The organism is Iodobacter sp. (genome assembly GCF_025352645.1).
Classification (GTDB): Bacteria; Pseudomonadota; Gammaproteobacteria; order Burkholderiales; family Chitinibacteraceae; genus Iodobacter.
In genome coordinates, this window is record NZ_JANXSO010000101.1 from 1 (window position 1) to 20,971 (window position 20,971).

The following is a 20,971-nucleotide window of genomic DNA, read 5'->3' on the forward strand; positions in this document are numbered from 1 at the left end:
TTGATAAAGAGGGCTGCCCCACGTTTTCCTCGTGCAAAAGCCCAGAATCATTTACGCCACACGCCTTAGCCATTTGCCCGCCCCATACCGTGATTCCAGTGATTTTTGTGCCTGGGATTATGGGGACAAATTTGCGGATGACGAAAGGTAAAAAAAGGGCATGGTCGCCACCTAATGGACTGTTACCCGGCATGGGGCTGGCTTTAAAAAGTAGCGTACAAAAGCCTGAGTCACGGCAAGTTGCATTTAATCCAAACGACACCGAAGTCGATCCAGATGGAGCCTGCTCCATCCCCAGCAATTTTTATATGCTGACAGAAAGTGAAGCGAAAAAGCGCGGCTGGGGAGCCTTGCATGCCGATAGTTACCACGGAACCTTGCAACAGCTAGAAATCATTCTAAATGAGCAATACAGCAAGCCAGGCAGAAGTGAGGATGATGGGAATCACATGCTGGCTGAAATTGGCATGCTGATGCATTTGGGCAGCAGCGCCGAAACGGACACAAAGAATGGCAAACCCAATTACTCAAAAGCTGCCGCTAAAGCTTGCAAAGCATGGGGGCAAACGCCTGAGCCGCTTAATAAGGCAGAAATAGACAAGCTCGACCATTATTACTACCCAGTTTGGGCGCATGGCTATAACTGGCTGCAAAGCTGTGAAGAATCGGCCAAGAGCTTACTAAGTAAGATTGATGAAGTACTCGCATATTATGAAAAAAGTCCTTACTTTCATTGCGATGGTAAAGTTATCTTAGTCAGCCATTCGCTCGGTGGTTTTGTCACCCGCCGCGCCGCCCAGATGTCAGACGCTAACATCCTTGGCATTGTGCACGGCGTGCAGCCAGTGGCCGGTGCGCCGGTGGTGTATCGGCGCTTTAGGGCCGGAACTGAAGTCGATAGTTTTTATGATTTAGCAGGAGCGGGAGCCGCAGCCGTCATTGGCTGGAGTGCCGCCGATATCACCCCCGCTCTCTCTTGCGCACCTGGCCCATTGGAGCTGCTTCCGACCAAGCACTATCCAGCAGGCTGGCTGAAATTTGTGCAAACATCGGGAGGGGAAGAAAAGCAATTGCTTGAGCCATTGCCAAAATCAGACCCTTACGAAGAAATTTATGGCAAAACTACGGACGATTGCTGGTGGGGAATGGTTGATCTTAGTTTGATTGATCCTGCTGGAACCATTTCTGCTAAGCAAGAACAAACAGGGGTTGATTCTGAAGGGGCATATAAAATAGCATTATTGAAAGCAAAGCAATTTCATAAAACGCTAGATTTATATGCACACCCTAAAACATATGGTTATTACGGTATTGATGATAAAAAGTATTTTACTTTTGGCAGTATTTTCTGGAAAACAAACGACAAAATACCTACTGAATCTGAAGCCACTTTAATATCATCCAAAGATCAGTGGCGCAATACCACTGGAAAATCGAAAGTATCGTTTGGAGAGAATAAAGTTGCTAATTTTAAACTGGCGAATGACAAAGATTTGGCGGGCGATGGCACGGTGCCACTCCATTCCGGAGCAGTATTAGAAAAGCTCAGCCCCACGCCACTGAATGTATTTAAATTAAGCGGTTTTGATCATCAGATGAGCTACGCAAATAAATACGCATTGCAATCAACGGTTTACAGCATTGCAAAACTTATTCAACTTGCCGAGCCAGCTAAACCATGAAAATGATTAAATTTCCCCTTTTTGTCGCCATCTTGGGTTTCAATACCAATACCTATGCTGTGGAGCCAACAATGTTTGAAAACACAAAAACCTATTGTTTTGGTCGTTATTTAGTCGACGTTCCTGTTGCTGCTGAATTAAAAAACTATGGAAATAGTTACATTGCCACTAAAATAGATATATTAAAAGCAAATAGTGTGAAGTTTGAAGAAATGGCTGCAGAGGCAGAGAGTAAATTAAAAGGGAAAACACAAAAAGAAGATGCCAAACTTGTTGAGGTGAAATATCCTAATTCAAAAGAGAATAGAATTATCGTTTCAGTTTTGACTGCATTTGGTAGTGATATTTATGGTATTGATACATTTAAATATGCAGGTAACGGGTATGTTTTTAAAACGAGTGGGGAAACTTTTTCCAGTAAGCTTATAGAAAAAACGAAAATTAAATATGATACATATCTAAATAAAGTTCGCTATCGTAATGAAAAAGAAATACCAAGCGAGCCTGGATTTTGTTTTGAAAATGGTTTTGTCGCCAACGATGGTAAAACCAGCCAAGCAGAAGAGGCTAATCTATATTTAGTTTTAAAAAACAATCCATATGTTAAAATACGAATTTCCAGCGATGTTTATTTCAAGCAACATAAACCTTTATTAGAAAGAACAGATGAAACCGGCATTAGAATTAAATTTGCAAGTAAAATAAAAACTTTCAAACGAGGTAATAGAGAAGTAAATACATTAAAAGGGGAAGAAATCCTAGATCGATTCCCTTCAGATGATGAAGCAGGCGTAGCGCACTCTTTTGTGTGGGAAACATTAGGAGAAGTGGGCAATCCACTAAAGGCAAGTATTCATTTAGAAGTTAACACAGGTGAAGGGGGAGGAGGGCAACTTTTCCCTTCTACTCTAACGGACCAAGAGGTCATGGCCCTTTACGAAACTATCGTAAAATCCATCCGAATTCGCCCAACGCAATAAAAGGGGCAAGCGGGATAGGCTCTGTTTATGGCTGGTTTGCCGCTGTGATGTGGCCCCCAGTCTTGGTAAACCTACTGCTGGGTATAGGCTTAGCGTGCACTGGCGGAAAACGTTTATTTTTCGCCAGTGGTGTTGAGTGATTTGCGGCGGTGTATTACATATTCGTAGCCGCTAGCCCACCAAAGCATAAATACTTTATTTCCATAAAGTCTTCCAGTCCGTATTTGGAGCCTTCGCGGCCGAGGCCGGATTCTTTGATTCCGCCGAAGGGGGCGACTTCTGTTGAAATCATGCCTTCGTTAATGCCCACCATGCCCGCTTCGATTGCTTCTGCCACGCGCCAGATTCGGCCAATGTCGCGGCTGTAGAAATAGGCGGCTAAGCCGGAATCGGTGGCGTTGGCGAGGCGGATGGCTTCTGCTTCATTGCTAAAACGAAACAATGCCGCCAGTGGGCCAAAGGTTTCTTCTTGAGCAACCAGCATATTTTCGCTGACTTCGCTTAGTACGGTGGGCTGGTAGAAATTACCCCCCAGCGCGTGCGGCGCACCGCCAGTGAGCAGCTTTGCGCCTTGGCTGAGTGCATCGGCCACATGTTCGGCCATTTTGGCCACGGCTTTGTGATTAATCAACGGGCCTTGCTGTACCCCTGGGCTGGTGGCAGCACCCACCTGCAGCTGGCGCACTGCTGCGGTTAATTTGCTGGCAAAGGCGTCGTAGATACTATCTTGCACTAGCAGGCGGTTGGCGCAGACGCAGGTCTGGCCGGTGTTACGGAATTTGGAAGCCAGTGCGCCCTGTACTGCGGCATCTAGATCGGCGTCGTCAAATACGATGAAGGGCGCGTTGCCGCCCAGCTCTAGCGCTAGCTTTTTGACTGTGCTTGCGCATTGCTGCATCAGTAGTTTACCAATGCGGGTGGAGCCGGTGAAAGACAGCTTGCGCACTGCTGGGTGGTGGCTTAGCTCGGCACCAATTTCAGTGGCGCGGTTGCCGGTCACAATATTGAGCACACCTCGGGGCACGCCAGCCCGTTCGGCCAGCACGGCCAGCGCTAGCGCTGACAAGGGGGTTTCGGAGGCGGGTTTTACCACCACGGTGCAGCCTGCTGCCAGTGCTGGGCCCACTTTGCGGGTGATCATGGCGTGAGGGAAATTCCACGGGGTGATGGCGGCCACTACGCCGACGGGCTGCCTAATGGTGATCAGACGGCGGTCGCTAAACGGGCTGGGAATCACATCGCCGTAAGCGCGTTTGGCCTCTTCAGCAAACCATTCGATAAAGCTGGCGCCATAGGCGATTTCACTCAGGCTTTCCGCCAGCGGCTTGCCCTGCTCCATGCTCAGGATTAGCGCTAAATCTTGCTGGTGCAGCAAAATCAGGTCGAACCAGCGCCGCAGAATTTGCGAGCGGGTTTTGGCTGTTTGTGCGCGCCAGGCGGGTAATGCGGCTTCTGCGGCTTCGATGGCACGGCGGGTTCCAGCGGTACCCAGCGCGGCTACACTGGCGATGGTCTCGCCGCTGGCAGGGTTGTTAACGGCAAAGACGGCATTATCCTCGCCGTTAACCCATGCGCCATTAATATAAGCTTGGGTCTGAAGCAGTAAGGGGTCGTTTAGTGTCATTTTTGTGCTCACGAGTGGAAGGAGGGCAGCAGCAGGCTGCCGTGCGCACCGTTGGTGATCAGCGGGTGTGCGGGGCTTTTTGTTGTCAGTCTTTTTTGAAACGCTGATGTACGTTGTTTTGCTTGTAGCTGAGCTTGGCATCCAGCTCGCTCAGCTCGAAGCTCAACGCCAGGTAGCGCGTGTCGGACAGCGGCTGAAAGTGCGCTCGGATAATCTCGAACATGCCCTCTGTGGTGTGTTCGCGCTCGTCAAAAGTGCGGCCATGGCCAATCTTTAGCGTCATATGCACAAAGGCGTAGTCTGCTTCGCCATCGGCCATGCGCCAGGTATCTAGCCAGATGGCTCGGCTGCGAATACCGGCCAGCGGATATAAGCCGGTGCCAGTCAGAAAAGCGTGAACTTGGCTAAACAGTGCGGGCAGCTTGGCTTGTTCGCGGATATTGTCGGTGCATTCAATAATAAAGTGTGGCATTGGCGGGCTCCGAGCAGGCCGCAAGCGGCCCGTCTGTGATTAAACAGGAAAAACGGCATTGATCTGGCCGGTGCCGGAGCTGCCGAAATAGGGCGTGATGATTTCGGCTTTACCGGTGTATTGGTCCCAGCCTAATGCGCCCAGCAGCATGGCGGTATCGTGCATAAAGCCTTCGCCATGACACTTTTCGGCGTACTCCGGCAGCATGGTGCAGAAGGTTTTCCAGTCGCCGCGTTGCCACATCTCCACGACTTGGTGATCCGTGGTTTCTAGAAACTGGCTCCATACTCGGTGCAAAAACTGCTCGGATACGCCGTTCTGCGCAAAGCGGTGCGATAGCGAGCCGCTGGCGAAAATAGCCACGGTGCCATCGTATTGTTCTTCGATAGCGTGGCGGAAGGCGGCCCCCAGTGTGGCGCTGTCTTGCAGATTGTGTACGGTGCAAAGTGCAGAGACGGATATCACTTTGAAGCGTTGGTCTGGATTCATAAAGCGCATCGGCACCAGCGTGCCGTACTCTAGCGCCAGCGTGGTGGCATCATGGGCGCGGGTATGTACACCGGCGGCCGTGGCTGCTGCAGCCAGTAGGCTGCCTAGTTCTGGGTTGCCGCTATATTCATAAGGCATGTTTTTGATAAAGTGCGGCAGCTCATTACTGGTATACACGCCCTTAAAATGCGGGGCAGAGTTGATGTGGTAGCCAGAATTCACCAGCCAGTGGGTGTCGAATACCACGATGGTGTCCACTCCCAGCTCGCGGCAGCGGCGGCCGATTTCTTTATGGCCATCAATAGCGGCCTGACGACAGCCCTGATGCGGGCCAGGTAGTTCCGATAAATACATAGACGGCACATGCGTGATCTTGGCCGCCAGAGCAAGTTTGCCCATGCTGGTTTCCTTTGCCCTGCGGGCGGTGGTGCTGGCTAGCCAGCTTGTTTTTCACAAATCTGCCGTGCTGCTGTTTAGAGTCCCCAGCGTGGAATGTGATGACTGCCTAGCGAAATGCACACATTTTTGATTTCGGTGAAAACTTCAAAGCTGTAGGCACCGCCTTCACGGCCGGTGCCAGAGGCTTTGACGCCGCCAAAAGGCTGGCGCAGGTCGCGTACGTTCTGGCTGTTAATAAAGACCATGCCCGCTTCGATACTGCGGGCCAGCCGGTGTGCTTTGCCGATGTCTTGAGTCCAGATATAAGAAGCCAATCCGTATTCCACATCATTGGCTAGACGCAGTGCTTCGGCTTCGTCTTTAAACTTCATCAGGCATACCACGGGGCCGAAGATTTCTTCTTGTGCGATACGCATGCGGTTATCGACATCGGCAAACACTGTGGGGCGAATAAAATGGCCTTTAGCCAGATGCGCAGGCAGCCCCGCTGGGCGCTCTAGCCCGCCAGCCAGCAGGCTAGCGCCTTCTTCCATGCCGATGCGGATATAGCCGGTGACTTTGTCGTAGTGTGCTTGAGTGATCATTGAGCCGATCTGAGTTTGAGTGTCCTGCGGGTCACCGACGATCAGTTTTTTTGCACGGGCGGCAAATTCGGCGACAAACGCGTCATAGACGCCTTCTTGAATAAAGATGCGGCTGCCTGCGGTGCAGCGCTCGCCGTTAAGCGAAAAAATAGTAAACAGCGCGGCGTCTAGTGCGCGTTCTAGATCGGCATCATTAAAAATCAGTACTGGCGACTTGCCGCCCAGCTCCATCGAATATTTTTTGATCCCGCCCGTTTGCATAATCTTGCGGCCTGTGGCGGTGCCGCCGGTAAATGAAACGGCCCGCACGTCTGGGTGGCGTACCAGTGCATCCCCTGCGTTGGCACCGTAACCCTGTACTACGTTGAACACGCCTTCCGGAATACCGGCTTCCATTGCTAGACGGCCCAGCTCATTGGCGGTTAGTGGCGATAGCTCGGACATTTTTAGCACGGCGGTATTGCCCAGTGCTAGGCAGGGAGCGGTTTTCCATGTGGCGGTCATAAACGGCACATTCCACGGCGAAACCAGCCCGCATACGCCTACCGGCTGATACAGCGTGTAATTAAGCATCAGGTCATCCACCGGATAGCTATGGCCATCCATACGGGTGCAGACTTCGGCAAAGAAATCAAAATTGTGCGAGGCGCGGGGAATCAGCACATTGCTGGTCTGGTGAATGGGCAGGCCGGTGTCCTGTGTTTCTAGCTTGGCCAGTTCAGGCACGTTTTGATCGATCAGCTCGCCAAGGCGTCGCATTAGGCGGGCACGCTCTTTGGCCGGTGTCGCGGCCCATTTCGGAAAAGCCGCCTTGGCAGCGGCAACGGCGGCGTTGACTTCCTCGGCACCGCCGCTGGCAACTTCACCGATGGCATCCCCAGTGGCGGGGTTGTAGTTGGTGAATGTTTCTTTGCTTTCGACCTCGCGGCCATTGATCCAGTGCTTAATCATGCTTGCTCCTTAGTATTGGCGTGCTTAGCGCCGAGTGGCTTCGTACTGGGCTTCGCTCACGATGTGGTTGACTAGTCGGCCAACGCCTTCAATTTCTGTGATGACCTCATCGCCCGGCACCACGTTGGCTAGGCCTTCTGGCGTGCCGGTGGCAATCATGTCTCCCGGCATAAGGGTCATAAAGCCGCTGAGATACTCAATTAAAAAGGGAATATCAAACACCATATCGCGGGTATTGCCCTGCTGTTTCAGCTCGCCATTGACCCAAGTGCTAAGGGTAAGATTGGCTGGATCGGCCACGTCGGCTTTATCTACCCACCAAGGGCCGACTGGGGTGAGCGTGTCACGGTTTTTAACGCGCAGATTTGGGCGATAGTAGTTTTCCAGAAAATCACGCACGGCGTAGTCGTTGCACACGCTGTAGCCAGCCACATAATCCATGGCCTGCTCGCGCCTGATGTTTTTTGCACGTTTGCCGATGATCACCAGCAGCTCACACTCGTAATGCATGTAGTGAATATTGTCTGGCCGCACCGATACCTTGTTGTGGCCGGTGAGCGTAGCGGTTGATTTAAGGAAAACCAGCGGCTCAACTGGTGGGCTAAAGGCCAGCTCGGCGGCGTGGTCAGCGTAGTTTAGGCCCAGCGCAAAGATGGTGCCCTGTGTTGGCGGCAGCCACTCTACCGCCGCCGCAGCCAGGATCTGGCCATTGTTGAGGGTGACGGAGTGATCGTCGTTAACCAGCACGGCGTGGATCTGCTCTTGATAAAGAATGCGGGCGTGCTTCATTGGGCTGGCTCCTCTGCCGTGACGGTGTTTTCCAGAGTGCCTATGCCATCAATACGGACGCTGACCACATCGCCAATTTGCAGATTGACGCTGCGTAGTGGCGTGCCAGCAATCAGCAGATCGCCTGCTTCTAGCGTCATAAATTGAGATAACTCGCTGATTAGCTCGGCCACGTTGCGAATCAGGTCTGGGGTGTGGCTGGTTTCACGCAACTCGCCATTCACACGGGTTTCTATGCACAGATTCGCTGGGTTGATGCCGGTGGCGGGCACGATCCACGGGCCGATGGGGCAAAAGCCGTCACGGCATTTAGCCTTGATCGCTGGGCGGTAAAAGCTGACTTCCGGCAGGCTCACCTCGTTAACCACGGTGTAGCCCTCGATATAGTCCAGTGCGCTGGCCACGCTCACCTTACGTGTGGGCCTGCCGATAACCACACCTAGCGCGCCACCCGCCTGAATGCAGGCTGCGCCATTGGGGAAGGGAATCGCTGTGCCGTGCCCAATATGCGTGTTGCTGGTTTTAATAAACAGCACGGGGGCCACGGGGGCCGCCTTATAGGGCTCATTGATAAATGCTGTGGCTAGGCTGTTGGTAAGAGAGCGGTGATTGAGGGCCACGCCGTAAACCGTGCCAGATATCGGTGGCAGCCAGTGTGGCGGCCCTGTTAGCACTTTGCCATGGTCTGTTTGCAGGCTGCCATCTGCCTGTAGCGTAACGCCACAGGCCATATTGTTAAGCAGTATTTGGCCTCGAGTCATTTTGCTTCCTTTGAGTGCGGCACCTTCAGGCTTATCTGCCTTGGGCAGTTGCAATTTTTACTTAACATGTTAACTTTATAGGGCGGCGCATACTGCTTTGTCAACTACCTTATTTTGTTTTCTTACTTGGCCGCTGAGTAGATACTGCTGAAATGGCTTATTGCTTAGCGCTTGTTTTTAAAGCTTATTTATTATGCTGCCCTAAATGGCATAAGCAAAAAGCCATAGTGTGGCTGCTCAGTTTTTCTGCAAAGCTCATGTAGGCTGGGCTTGTTGAACGGGCGTTCAGCGCATCCCTCATCTGTAGGATGGCGCGGGCGAGTTGGGTAACACAGACTGTATGAATGTTGCATGTGATCAAACATCAGCAAGGCCGCAAAGCCGTGTACTCAAAGGAGTTCCATCATGACTGAACCCTGTGTTCGTCCACCGGCCAGCATGGCTGTGTTTGCGGCGGTGCTGCTAGAGATTTACCGGCTGGCGCGTGAAGAATCGCTGCTACGCTTTCATCAGGCGGTGATGGAGTGTTTGCTGCCGCTGTTGCCGTTTGATAAAGCGTGGTGGGGGCGTTCGGCACAGGGCGATGCCGGGCCTCAAGAGCACAGCTCCTACCTATTTGGTCTGCCGGAAAGCTATGTGGCCGATTGGAAATCCATCAGCCATGAAGATATTACGGTGGCACGGGTACATGCCGAGCCCGGCGTGGCCGTGGTGGTGGACATGCAGCACAAAGAATCCCCTGCGGGTTTGCGCTGGCTAGGTGCCCGTTATGATATTGCCGAGCTGCTGTGTGTGATCAGCTCTGATCACCTAACCCTGCTGAGCGATCATTTGGAGCTGTATCGTAGCCTAGGCGCTGCGCCATTCAGTGCCGATGAGCGTGAGCTGTTGTCCTGCCTAATGCCGCATCTGGTTTCGGCGGTATCGCTGAATCAAATCCGCAGTCTGCAGGCGCTGCGGATGTCGCTGGAAGGTGCAGAGCCGCGGCTGGCACTGGCGGTGTGCGACGGGCAAGGGGTGCTGCAAAGCGCCGAGCCCGCTTTTGCAGAGTTGTTGCTGGCCGAATGGCCGGATTGGTTCGGGCCGCGCCTGCCGATAGGAGTGCAACCACAGGGCTACAATGGCCGCCGCGTATACATTGATGCGCGGCAGGTGAATGACCTTTATCTGCTAACCGCCCGTCAGCGCAGCGTTATGGAGCAGCTTTCTGTACGCGAAAGTGACGTGGCCAAGCTATTTGGCCAAGGCCGCACTTATAAAGAAATTGCACGGCTGCTGGGAATGTCACCCCATACCGTGCGCCACCATATCCGCTCTATTTATACCAAGCTGGGCATCCATGGTAAGGCGGGCATTGCCCTTCTTTTACATCAGCTCCCTCCTGCCATAGAGGGCTGAGCCACCCGCTTCTCTGATTTGTTAGTCCGCCAGCGGCGCTTTTTGCGCGCACTGCAGGGCTGGCTGCGGCCATTTTTTGTAAGGAGTTAGTGATGAGTAAGCGTACTGCGTTTTTCTTTGATGAACTGTGTCTGTGGCACAGCACCGGCCTGCATGCGCTTACCTTGCCAGTGGGCGGCTGGGTGCAGCCACCGGCAGGCGTTGGCCATGCTGAATCGGCGGAAACTAAACGGCGGCTGAAAAGTCTGCTGGATGTATCTGGCCTGAGCGCTCAGCTATTGCAACGTAGTGCAGCGCCAGCCAGTGAACAGGCGCTACTACGGGTGCATACCCCTGCGTATCTAGCGCGTTTTAAGGCTTTGAGCGATGCAGGCGGCGGCGAGCTGGGCGACCATGCGCCTATTGGCCCTGGTAGTTACAACATTGCCTGTCTTTCTGCGGGGCTAGCCCTTGCCGCAGTGGATGCCGTAATGGCCGGTGAAGTGGATAAAGCTTATGCGCTGTCCCGTCCACCGGGCCACCATTGCTTGCCGGATCAGGCGATAGGGTTTTGCTGTTTAGCAAATATCGCCATTGCGGTGGAAGCGGCCAAGGCCCGCTATGGCCTGAAGCGGGTGGCTATCCTGGATTGGGACGTGCATCACGGCAACGGCACGCAGGCAATCTATTACGACTGCCCAGATGTGCTAACCATTTCACTACATCAGGACGGTTGTTTTCCGCCTGGCTACAGCGGCGCAACAGAGCATGGCAGCGGCGCGGGTGAAGGGGCAAACATCAATGTGCCGTTGCTACCTGGCGGTGGCCACGATGCTTACCGCTATGCGATGGAAAGGCTGGTGGTCCCAGCGTTAGATCGTTTTAAACCACAGCTTATCGTGGTGGCCTGCGGCTACGATGCCAACGCGGTGGACCCGTTGGCGCGCATGTTGGCGCATAGCGAAACTTTTCGGTTGATGACCAAGCTGAGCGCCGAGGTAGCAGAGCGCCACGCGGATGGCAGGCTGGTGCTGGTGCATGAGGGGGGGTATTCCGATGCCTATGTACCGTTCTGCGGGCTGGCCGTGTTGGAAGAATTATCGGGCATCCGCACCGAGGTGATTGATCCGCTGCTTAATTTTGTTGAGCTGCAGCAGCCCTGTGCCGCCCTGCAGGCGCTGCAGCGGCAATTGCTAGATGAAATGGCCGTGGCTTGCGGGCTGTAAGTGGCAAGCCATTGAAGCGATAGGCAGGCTGCTGCCGAACGCTTTAATTATGGGTATCCGCCGCATGCTGATGCTGCGGCTTTGATAATCTAAAGGAGTGAACGATGTCTTACGATAAAGCCCGCTTTTGGCACCCTATGCTGCATCCGAATGAAATGCAGCGCCGTGAGCCGATCCGCATCGTGCGCGGTGATGGTTGTTATGTGTACGACGACAAAGGGCACAAACTGGTGGATGGCGTAGCCGGTTTGTGGAATGTGAACGTGGGCCACAACCGCAGTGAAATCAAGCAAGCCATCATGCAGCAGCTAGACGAGCTGGAATACTTCCAACTATTTGACGGCATCAGCCACCCGCGTGCCGAAGAATTGTCCGCCATGATAATTGATATGCTGCAGCCAGAGGATATGGCCCGTGTGGCCTTTAGTAGTGGTGGCTCGGATGCGGTAGAAACCGCGCTAAAACTAGCCCGACAGTACTGGCGGGTAAAGGGGCAGCCGGATCGTAACAAGTTTATTTCGTTAAAGCAGGGCTACCACGGCACGCATTTTGGTGGGGCTTCGGTGAACGGTAACACTGTGTTCCGGCGTAATTACGAGCCGCTACTACCGGGCTGCTTTCATGTGGAAACCCCGTGGACTTACCGTAATCCGTTTACAGAGGACCCAGAAGCACTGGCGCAGATTTGCGCCCAGATGCTAGAGCGGGAAATTCAGTTTCAAAGCCCAGACACGGTGGCGGCCTTTATTGCCGAACCAATACAAGGGGCGGGCGGGGTGATTGTGCCACCCGCCAGCTACTGGCCGCTGATTCGAGAGGTCTGCGATAAATATGGCGTGCTGCTGATTGCAGATGAGATCGTCACCGGTTTTGGCCGTTCTGGTGCCATGTTTGGCTGCCGCCTATGGGGCGTAGCACCGGACATTATGTGCTTAGCCAAGGGTATTTCTTCGGGTTATATCCCGCTGGGGGCTACCGTAGTCAATCAGCGGGTGGCCGATGCCTTTGCGGCGAACGCTGATTTTGGCGGAGCCATCATGCACGGCTATACCTACTCCGGCCATCCGGTGGCGTGTGCCGCAGCGATGGCTAATCTCAAAATTGTGCAGGAAGAAAACTTACCGGCCAATGCCGCCATTCAAGGCGAATATCTGCTGTCTAGGCTGAAACCATTTGCTGACAAATACGCTGCCGTTGGTGAGGTGCGTGGCAAGGGGCTGATGGTGGCGCTGGATCTGGTAGTAGACAAACACAGCCGTGAGCCAATAGACCCTACGGGAGGCTATGCCAACCGAGTAGCACAAATCGCAAGAGAACACGGTGTGTTGGTGCGCCCAGTAGGAACAAAAATCATCCTGTCACCGCCGTTGGTCATCCAGCCGTCGCAGCTAGATATGATCGTTGCGGCACTGGATGCCGGTTTTGCGGGGGCTGGTTTAGCTACTTAACCATGAGACTGAGGCGGGTATTTTACCTGTGCCGTTTTTGGTCTTTGTGTGTGAGAGGCTGGCGGTGCAGGACCATAATCAGACAGTGAACGTCGCTTACATAGAAAGGTAAGGGGTCACAATCAATGACAATTCAGCATAAGCTTAGCCACTACCTTGCTCAGGGAGAGGTGGGGTTTTCCGTGGCGCTGGCCAGCTCAGTGGGGGTAATAATGGCCAGCCCAGTGATTCTTACTGCGACCAGCGGTTTTGGTATGGGGGGGAGTACTTTTGCATTAGCAATGGTGATTGCTTGGATTATGATGCAAGCGCAAGCGACAACCTTTTCTGAGCTGGCCTCTATGCTCCCGACTTCAGGGGCTGTTTACGATTACATTTCCTGTGGTATGGGGCGTTTTTTTGCGATTACTGGGACGATCTCTGCCTATTTGCTGGTACATGTGTTTGCTGGTACCGCCGAGACGATTTTGTCTGGGGTGATGGCGCTGGTGAACTTTGAACACCTCAATACCATGATGGAAAGCAGTGGTCATTCTTGGTTGATTGGGGTGGGGCTAGTAATATTATTTGGAGTATTTAATGCTCTGGGGATTGCCGTATTTGGCAAGATTGAAATTATTCTTACCTTTGTCATGTGGGCCACCCTGACTGTATTTGCTGTGATTGGATTGTTAAAAGCGCCTGCTGTGCCGCTGGAAGGGTGGTTTGGCACACCATTGAATCTGACTGATCCATCTGGGATGCTGAGTCTGATTGGTATGGCTATGTTTATGTTTGTGGGTTTTGAATTGGTAACCCCTTTGGCTCCGGAGCTGAAAAACTCTGGTCGCAATATTCCTTTGGCTACTAAGTTGGGCCTTACTGGTGTGGCTGTCACCATGTTTCTTTATGGTGCGGCAATGGTGCATCAGGTGGCCAATACCTTGGTGGATCCGACTAATGCAGCAGGCCCACGTCTTCTGGATACGCCCATGGCCATACCGGCGTTTGCCAGTCAGGTTATGGGGCCGATGGGTAAAATTTGGCTGGGTATCGGCCTGTTGTTTGCTGGTGCTGCCACTATTAATACCTTGATTGCAGCACTGCCCCGCATCTTATATGGGATGGCGCTGGATGGCGCATTACCCAAGGTGTTTACTTACCTGCACCCACGCTTTAAGACCCCGCTGGCAGGTATTTTGACCGCTGTAATCGTGCCATGTATACATGCTTGGTACATTCAGGGTGATCTGAATCGTATTTTGCCACTGGTGCTGGCCGCTGTATGTGCTTGGGGAGTGGCTTATCTGCTAGTGAATATTTCGGTCGTGATGTTGCGTATACGTCGTCCGGATTTCCCTAGGGCTTACTGCTCGCCGTGGTTTCCTCTGCCACAAATTATTTCCAGTGCTGGGATTTTTATCGCCATCTGGTTTATCACCCCGCCGGGGATGAATCCTCGTGATATTTATATGCCGTTTGGATTGATGTTGGGCCTGACTGGGTTGTATGCGCTGGTATGGACGATTTTTGTTCAAAAAGTACATCCATTTCGCCCTGTTGAAATAGAAGTTGTGCTGGAAAAAGAGTTCGGTAAAGCACCCGCCTGTATCTCTCTTCTTGATAAAGAGCTTAAGTATGTTGCTCCGCTGGTTTAAGTGGCTACGTCGTAATCGCTTACCGGCGGCTTATCGTCCTGGTGTCACACTGCTGCGGTTAAGGCAGGATTTATCGGTGGATTGCCAGTTGATTGGTCAGAGCACTTTAGCTTGCGTCATGAGCGATGGGCTGGCGTTTTCGGTGCGGGAGCATACAGAGTCGCTGTTTTTGTCGCATATCGTCAGCTGTGAATTTTGCATGCCTGTTCCACTAATGCCAGATGTCATTAAGACGGGGCGTATTGTTATTCGTCATACCGGTAATCTGCGTCGTTTGGGCACGGTTTGTTTGGTTGTAGGGCGTGATGATGGTAGTTTGGCGGCGATTGCCCGCCAGTTGCAGCACGATAAGGCGCTACAGGCGGCGTTGTTACCTTTGGATTTTCGCCGCTGTGAACTGCGCTATGAGGACGAGGGCTGGCAGTTCTGTATTGAGCACTTTGGAGCTAGCGAGGTGGTCAGTCGCATGCCACCGCTGCGGCGCTATATCCGATTGATTACGGAGCAACGCCAAGTTTTATTGCAGTCGTTACGAGCCTGCCATGCTTTATTTATAAAGTGATTTAGTTGGGGCCGCCACAAACCTTTTTGACAATGCTCCACACCACTTGCTCATCCAAGGCAGACTATTTCCATCGTGAGCAGGCAAGCATGCTTGCCTAAACCAAAACGATTAGACATGGCGACATCTGCACCATCAAATAAAATAGTTTCTTGGAGTAATCCCACGGGGAGGATGCACAATAATGTGCGGACAAACATCGTGATCTGCTGGATACAAATGCTTGTCAGATTTGCAGGGGTTTAAGCAGTCATCTGTTTAGTCCGCTTGCTGCGGGTCGGGGATTTGCTCTAGCTCGGTGAGGAGGGTGAGTAGTTGCTCAAGCTTATCTGCGCCAAAATGCTGCTCGATTTGCTCGTAATAGCGTGCTGAAACGGGCAGGATCTGGCGAGTTAGTTCACTGCCCTTTGCCGAAAGCGAGATAATCAGGCGGCGCGTATCCACCGTATCTTTGCTGCGGTGAATCAGCCCAGTTTTTTCCATACGGACCAGAATGCCAGTCAGGCTGGGGGGAAGGATACAGGCCAGCCCAGCAATAACGCCCGCTTCCATATCGCCACGATCATCAAGCAGTCGCATAATGCGCCATTGTTGTTCGGTCAGATTAAAGCTGTTTAGCATTGGCCTGAAATAGGACATCACGGCCTCACGGGCACTCAGCAGGTGCTGTGGCAAACGGTGCTGATGCAGGGAGGTCTGTTGGCTCATGCGTTTGGACTATGTTGGTTAAAAATATACTTAATATAATAACATTTATATTTTGCTAACAACTATGACTGCGCTACTGCTGTTTATTTATTAAATGTTATGTCGATATCCCTCTTCAATCCCCTAGGCCCCTTCTGTTGGCTGTGACACCCTCACTAAGCCTTTGATTTAAAAGTTCGGCTTAGATCAAAAGAGGGACAGTTGATTAAGCGTAGGATTCAAGTTGCTAGTGCCTATCCCAAGTGAGTGCTATTTGCCGTTTAAAGCGGTCAGCATGCATAGGCTCTGTAGGCGTTGCATTAGCTATGACTAGAGTTGCATAAATAGACAATGGTTTGGTTTATGCTTTCGTCATTGTTAAAGTGCTTTTCTTTAATAGAGTTCATTGCTAAAGCATTATAAGTGTCGGCATGCTCAGCACTTGTTTGCCAATGACCATGTCATTGGCGAGAGTTACAGTGATTTATCTTATGCACGAATATGCAAAATGGATAAGCCTGTGGTTATCTATCCTCCAAATTTATCAAGGTAGATTATCTATCTGGATAAATTTTTTGTAAGCATTGTGGTTTTTTCAGTAATGAAAAAAAATAAAAAGTCAGAGGTGAGCTTTATCACCTGTGCTAGGGTTGTTCTGTCTATAAGCATTATGTAATATAGAGCAAATCATGCAGTAAGTTAAAAACACAGGTAAACTGCACCGATAAAGAAATAATAAAAGTGTCATGAAGTAGGCTTCTTGGTAGGAAGTTTGCAATACAACTGATGTATCTTCATAAATTATAAGATGATAAAGAAAGCAAGGATGCTAGTAATGTGGTTTCGTGCCTGCCTAATTGGATTTTGCGTGGTCGATTATGCGCAAGCTGCTTATGGCCCTGAAGATCTATTTAAGTTGACTGCTGATCTTGCTTATCAATACGATAGTAATTTATTTAAGTTAGATGAAGATATAACGAATGCACAAACTAATAAACATGGCAAAAGAGCAGATTCGAAAATAGAAACCCGTTTAGGTGGCAGCCTAGACTTAGTTATGTCGCGTCAGCTTGTACATGTTGTAGTGGGTGTGAATCAAATTAATTATCTTAATTTTACAGATTTAAACCACAATGAGTGGAACGCAAATTTAGTTTGGGATTGGGTAGTGGGTAGTATCGCAACTGGGCAACTGAGGGCCAATACCTCTACACGCATGTCTTCATTTGAGGATAATTCACTTGGCTCAAATGGCAATAGCGCGCTGGATATGCAAAAGCAAGATAGTATAAATTGGCAGGGTGCATTGCAACTAAAAAGCACGGTTGCAATTATTGCAACTGCAATGGTTAGTACAGAGCAACATGATGTAAAAAAATATATTGATGCAAAAAGTAATATGGTTAGTTTAGGTATGCGCTATAGCTCTAAAAAAGGTAATTATATTTCGGCTCAGCATAGCTGGCGAAAATATACCTATGATCAAGATTTACCATTTAGAGCTGGTTTTACAGAACAAATTAGCTCTTTAGACATGGCTTATGCCCCGAGTAGTAAAATTGATTTAAATCTGTCTTTAGGGATGAGCCGCTGGGTTTCTGCATTTAATGATGAAAGCCAATATACCCCACAGGGTGACTTAGGGCTTCTTTGGCGAGTCACAGATAAAACACAACTAAAGCTCAGCTATGGGAAAAGTTTTGCAGAGTTTACGAGTGGTGCAGGACGAAACTTAGATCAGCATGTAAATTTTAATGCTCGTTGGTCTATGTCAGAAAAAATAAATTGGAATCTTGATTTAAATCAGCGCGATCGTAGTTTTGAGGTGGCTGGTAGTAATTCTAGTAATGAAGAAACAACAAATAGCTTACGTTTAGGCATGGGGTACAAAGTACTACGGCAGCTAACGATTAATAGTTATTTGCAGACGGAAAAACGGGATAGTAGTTTGAATAATAGTGACTACAAATACTATCAAGTTGGTTTAAATGCCACACTGGTTTATTGAATTTTTTAATAAACTATAAGTGGATGGTTTTTTTAATTAACCAATGAGAAAATTGCCTAGGGGGTTTTTATCACTGTGAATGATACAGTAAAAAATATTGACCAATATATGGATGGTAAGGAATTAGAGTCGAGCATAGTCTCCGCACCTAGTTTGCTTGCTGATCGGTTCCGTGAGTTCTCTAATGCGGCACCTTTTATTAGTTTTTTCAAGTTGTTTATCGATCCAGTTTTAGTTGTTGTAACGCTTTATTTATTATCCATTCCCTTTGATATTGCGATGGATGGTTATGAGTTTGTTTTAGGTGCGCTTTCGTTTTTACTAACCGCCCTTTTGTTGGATGGTATGTTTTTATTTATTCCTGGCTACTCACGGTCATGGTTAGGGCTTGGGCGTTTTATTGTTGAATGGCTAGGAGTGGTGATCGGTTTAATACTGATTGGGCGCGTTTCTGGGTTTATTAATTACTATCATCCACCTTTCGTTATTACCTGGTTTATTGTTGCGCCTATTGTTTTAATTGGTGTGCATATGGCTATTCGAGTCTATGTTTTACGAGTCGACTCGGGAGAAAATGCAGAGCATAGTAAAGTCGTTGTAGTTGGGGTAAATCATCCCAGCCAAATTTTAGTAAAAAATATCAATGAAGAGCCTTTTTTAAAAATGGACTTTATTGGATATTTTGATGATAGATCTGTTAGTAGGCTGCCAAAAAGTGCCGCAGAACATTTAATTGGTGGCTTAGATGCTATACCTCAATTTGTTAAGCTGCATGGCGTTAAAAAAATATTTATTTCCCTGCCAATGAGCTCGCAGCCTAGGGTGCTTGATTTAATTGATGAGCTTAAAGATAGCACTGCATCTATTTATTTTATCCCCGATTTGTTTGTTTTTGATTTAATTAATGCACGGTTTGATAACGTAGCGGGAATGCCTATTGTTGCTATTTGTGAAAGCCCCTTTATGGGGTTGAATGGGGTAGTGAAAAGAATAAGTGATATTGTATTGTCGGTGCTGATTTTAATGATGATCTGGCCTATTTTATTAGGAATTGCACTCGCAGTTAAATGCACATCTGAGGGGCCGGTATTTTTTAAGCAGCGCCGTTATGGTGAAAATGGCGACAGTGTGCTGGTATATAAGTTTCGCTCCATGACGGTCATGGAAGATGGTGACAAAGTCATCCAAGCAACCAAGAATGATCAAAGGTTAACATCAATTGGTAGCTTTTTACGCAAAACATCTTTAGATGAATTACCTCAGTTTATTAATGTACTGCAGGGAAAAATGAGTATTGTGGGGCCAAGGCCGCATGCTAATGCGCATAATGAACAGTATAGAAAATTAATTAAAGGCTATATGATTCGGCATAAAGTAAAACCAGGTATTACTGGCTGGGCCCAGGTAAATGGCTTTAGAGGGGAAACAGATACACTGGATAAAATGCAGAGTCGTATCAAATATGATTTAGATTACTTGCGTAATTGGTCTGTATGGTTGGACTTAAAAATTATAGTTTTGACTGTTGTTGTTATTTTCCGCGACAGAAATGCTTATTAAATTTAATTTAAAAAATAAATGCTAAGGAATTAAAATGCTCAAAATAGCCATGAAACCTATTGTTTTAACCCTTACTGCCGCTATGTTGCTGTCTGCATGTGGCGACAAAGACGAAAAAAAATCACCAAGCCAAGTTTTAGCCAAAGTAAATAAAACAGAAATTACTGTCCATCAATTAAATGGCCTGCTAGGGCAAGTTCAAGATGCCAGTCCAGCTATTAAGCAGCAAATGCTTGATCAACTTATTGATCAAGAGTTGCTAGTGCAAAAAGCAACCGATCTAAAATTAGATAGAGAACCCAATATTTTGCAAGCGATTGAAGCGGCTAAACGCCAAATTTTATCGCAAGCCGCTGCAGAGCGTGTATTAGGTAAAGCTGAAGAATTAAAAGCAGAAGATATTGATAAATTTTATAATCAAAATCCAGCTTTATTTGCTGAGCGTAAAAACTATGATTTCTCTGTGTTTAGTGTTGACAAAAAATCATATAGCGATGAATTAATTAAAAAACTAGATAAAATAACAAATGTACAGCAGGTTAAAGCTACTTTAGGTGGTGCAAAAGTTCAATTTAGTGAAAATGAAGTAAAACGTACGGCTGAGCAACTGCCATTGGCTTTGTTATCAAAATTTTCTGCAATGAAACCTGGCGATATTATGACGATGCCAGAAGGTGACAAAGTAGTATTGCTATTATTAAAAGAAAGTGTATCGGCTCCTGTTGCAAAAGAAAATGCTGCGCCATTAATTAAACGTTATTTACAAAATGACAAAGCACAGGTGGATGCAAAAATTAAAATTAAAGCATTGCGCGACGCGGCAAAAATTGAATATACCCAAAAATTTGTTGAGACTAAACCTGAAGCAGCGAGCAGCCCATCAAGCACGGATGATGGATTAAAAGCAGGACTGAAAGGATTAAAATAATGAAAGCAAAGCATTTTATTGCCTTGGTTTTTGTATTTTTTTACAATGCTTTTGCCTTGGCTGCTCCTAATGCTGAATATCGGCTTGGGCCTGGCGATATAGTTAAAATTAGTGTTTACGATCACCCGGATTTAACAACTGAATTGCAACTAAATGATAAGGGGGCCGTTGCATTTCCCTTGTTAGGCGATATAAAGCTTTTGGGGCTGCAGTACACAGATGCAGAAGCACTGATTGGCGGTGCTCTTAAAAAGGGTGGGTTTATTAATAACCCTAATGTTAGCGTTTTAATTTCTCAATATCGTAGCCAGCGGATTGCTGTGATTGGTGAGGTTAATCGAGCTGGGCGTTATGCGTTGGAAGGTGCAACGGGTCTGGTTGATTTGATTGCTATTGCAGGAGGGCTAAACCCAAATGCTGGTGACACAATTATAGTGTTGCGTGGTTCAGAGCGTATTGAATATAGCCTAAATCAATCGATGAAATTATCGAATGAAACAAAACGTAATATGCCAATTGTTAATGGTGATGTTGTCTATGTGCCGCGCGCTCAGCAGTTTTATGTTTATGGTGAAGTAAATCGCCCTGGTGTGTTTCGCATGGAGCCAAAAATGACGGTGATGCAAGCGCTGGCGGTTGCGGGTGGATTTAATCCACGTGCATCGCAGCGCAGCTTAGAAATTCATCGAATTGATCAGTTTGGTGCGGTTACGAAAGTAGAGGCTAAATTAAGTGATTTACTCGTAGAAAACGATACTATTTTTGTTCAAGAAAGCCTTTTCTAATTTAATCGTATAGAGCAAATCT

Annotated in this window: 19 protein-coding genes; 11 read left to right on the plus strand and 8 right to left on the minus strand. The window is 48.9% G+C overall.

The window, feature by feature from the left end; genetic code table 11:
* Together Q0R17_RS11330 and Q0R17_RS11335 are read left to right on the plus strand one after the other, a co-directional pair.
* On the plus strand, positions 1-1,682 hold a 1,682-nt coding region (locus Q0R17_RS11330), incomplete at its 5' end, for a triacylglycerol lipase (RefSeq protein WP_293935243.1).
* A complete protein-coding gene (locus Q0R17_RS11335) occupies positions 1,679-2,662 on the plus strand; it encodes a T6SS immunity protein Tli4 family protein (RefSeq protein ID WP_293935246.1) in 984 nt (327 codons plus the stop codon). The genes Q0R17_RS11330 and Q0R17_RS11335, both read left to right, overlap by 4 nt.
* 154 nt (positions 2,663-2,816) lie before the next feature.
* Here Q0R17_RS11335 and Q0R17_RS11340 read toward each other — a convergent pair whose 3' ends face one another.
* The 6 genes from Q0R17_RS11340 to Q0R17_RS11365 all read right to left on the minus strand — a co-directional run bounded on the left by Q0R17_RS11340 (position 2,817) and on the right by Q0R17_RS11365 (position 8,731).
* A complete protein-coding gene (locus tag Q0R17_RS11340) occupies positions 2,817-4,286 on the minus strand; it encodes an NAD-dependent succinate-semialdehyde dehydrogenase (protein WP_293935247.1) in 1,470 nt (489 codons plus the stop codon).
* Between the two features lie 85 nt (positions 4,287-4,371).
* A complete protein-coding gene (locus tag Q0R17_RS11345) occupies positions 4,372-4,758 on the minus strand; it encodes a 5-carboxymethyl-2-hydroxymuconate delta-isomerase (RefSeq protein ID WP_293935249.1) in 387 nt (128 codons plus the stop codon).
* A 39-nt stretch (positions 4,759-4,797) separates the two neighbouring features.
* Positions 4,798-5,646: a 3,4-dihydroxyphenylacetate 2,3-dioxygenase gene (gene hpaD / locus Q0R17_RS11350; protein ID WP_293935252.1), complete on the minus strand. Its 849-nt coding sequence runs from the start codon at positions 5,644-5,646 to the stop codon at positions 4,798-4,800.
* Between the two features lie 74 nt (positions 5,647-5,720).
* Positions 5,721-7,181: a 5-carboxymethyl-2-hydroxymuconate semialdehyde dehydrogenase gene (gene hpaE, locus Q0R17_RS11355; RefSeq protein ID WP_293935253.1), complete on the minus strand. Its 1,461-nt coding sequence runs from the start codon at positions 7,179-7,181 to the stop codon at positions 5,721-5,723.
* A 24-nt stretch (positions 7,182-7,205) separates the two neighbouring features.
* Positions 7,206-7,970 (minus strand): fumarylacetoacetate hydrolase family protein, encoded by a 765-nt coding sequence (locus tag Q0R17_RS11360; RefSeq protein WP_293935255.1) that lies wholly within the window; start codon positions 7,968-7,970, stop codon positions 7,206-7,208.
* The gene (locus Q0R17_RS11365) at positions 7,967-8,731 is read right to left on the minus strand and encodes a fumarylacetoacetate hydrolase family protein (protein ID WP_293935256.1); all 765 of its coding nucleotides are present in this window, start codon (positions 8,729-8,731) and stop codon (positions 7,967-7,969) included. The genes Q0R17_RS11360 and Q0R17_RS11365 overlap by 4 nt, the downstream gene beginning before the upstream one ends.
* 405 nt (positions 8,732-9,136) lie before the next feature.
* Here Q0R17_RS11365 and Q0R17_RS11370 point away from each other — a divergent pair, with 405 nt between their 5' ends.
* The 5 genes from Q0R17_RS11370 (at position 9,137) to Q0R17_RS11390 (ending at position 14,981) form a co-directional block, all read left to right on the plus strand.
* On the plus strand, positions 9,137-10,129 hold the full coding sequence (locus tag Q0R17_RS11370; RefSeq protein ID WP_293935257.1) for a helix-turn-helix transcriptional regulator: 993 nt from the start codon (positions 9,137-9,139) through the stop codon (positions 10,127-10,129).
* A 92-nt stretch (positions 10,130-10,221) separates the two neighbouring features.
* Positions 10,222-11,334, plus strand: coding sequence for a class II histone deacetylase (locus tag Q0R17_RS11375; RefSeq protein WP_293935259.1), 1,113 nt, complete (start codon positions 10,222-10,224; stop codon positions 11,332-11,334).
* A gap of 104 nt (positions 11,335-11,438) precedes the next feature.
* The gene (locus tag Q0R17_RS11380) at positions 11,439-12,782 is read left to right on the plus strand and encodes an aspartate aminotransferase family protein (protein WP_293935261.1); all 1,344 of its coding nucleotides are present in this window, start codon (positions 11,439-11,441) and stop codon (positions 12,780-12,782) included.
* A gap of 125 nt (positions 12,783-12,907) precedes the next feature.
* Positions 12,908-14,419, plus strand: coding sequence for an APC family permease (locus tag Q0R17_RS11385; RefSeq protein ID WP_293935263.1), 1,512 nt, complete (start codon positions 12,908-12,910; stop codon positions 14,417-14,419).
* Positions 14,400-14,981: a DUF3156 family protein gene (locus Q0R17_RS11390; RefSeq protein ID WP_293935264.1), complete on the plus strand. Its 582-nt coding sequence runs from the start codon at positions 14,400-14,402 to the stop codon at positions 14,979-14,981. Before Q0R17_RS11385 ends, Q0R17_RS11390 begins: the two co-directional genes overlap by 20 nt.
* Positions 14,982-15,031: 50 nt before the next feature.
* On the opposite strand, the gene Q0R17_RS11395 is transcribed toward Q0R17_RS11390, so the two are convergent.
* Together Q0R17_RS11395 and hpaR are read right to left on the minus strand one after the other, a co-directional pair.
* Entirely contained in the window at positions 15,032-15,181 is a 150-nt protein-coding gene (locus tag Q0R17_RS11395; RefSeq protein WP_293935266.1) for a hypothetical protein, read from the minus strand.
* A gap of 58 nt (positions 15,182-15,239) precedes the next feature.
* A complete protein-coding gene (gene hpaR, locus Q0R17_RS11400; RefSeq protein ID WP_293935269.1) occupies positions 15,240-15,689 on the minus strand; it encodes a homoprotocatechuate degradation operon regulator HpaR in 450 nt (149 codons plus the stop codon).
* 814 nt (positions 15,690-16,503) lie between these two features.
* Here hpaR and Q0R17_RS11405 point away from each other — a divergent pair.
* From Q0R17_RS11405 to Q0R17_RS11420, 4 genes are all read left to right on the plus strand, one after another.
* Positions 16,504-17,676, plus strand: coding sequence for an outer membrane beta-barrel protein (locus Q0R17_RS11405; protein WP_293935271.1), 1,173 nt, complete (start codon positions 16,504-16,506; stop codon positions 17,674-17,676).
* A gap of 75 nt (positions 17,677-17,751) precedes the next feature.
* A complete protein-coding gene (locus Q0R17_RS11410; protein ID WP_293935274.1) occupies positions 17,752-19,236 on the plus strand; it encodes an undecaprenyl-phosphate glucose phosphotransferase in 1,485 nt (494 codons plus the stop codon).
* A 34-nt stretch (positions 19,237-19,270) separates the two neighbouring features.
* Positions 19,271-20,164, plus strand: a complete 894-nt coding sequence (locus tag Q0R17_RS11415) for an EpsD family peptidyl-prolyl cis-trans isomerase (RefSeq protein ID WP_293935276.1) — start codon at positions 19,271-19,273, stop codon at positions 20,162-20,164.
* Between the two features lie 23 nt (positions 20,165-20,187).
* Complete coding sequence (locus Q0R17_RS11420; RefSeq protein ID WP_293935279.1) at positions 20,188-20,949, plus strand: SLBB domain-containing protein; 762 nt, start codon at positions 20,188-20,190, stop codon at positions 20,947-20,949.
* Positions 20,950-20,971: the final 22 nt, after the last annotated feature.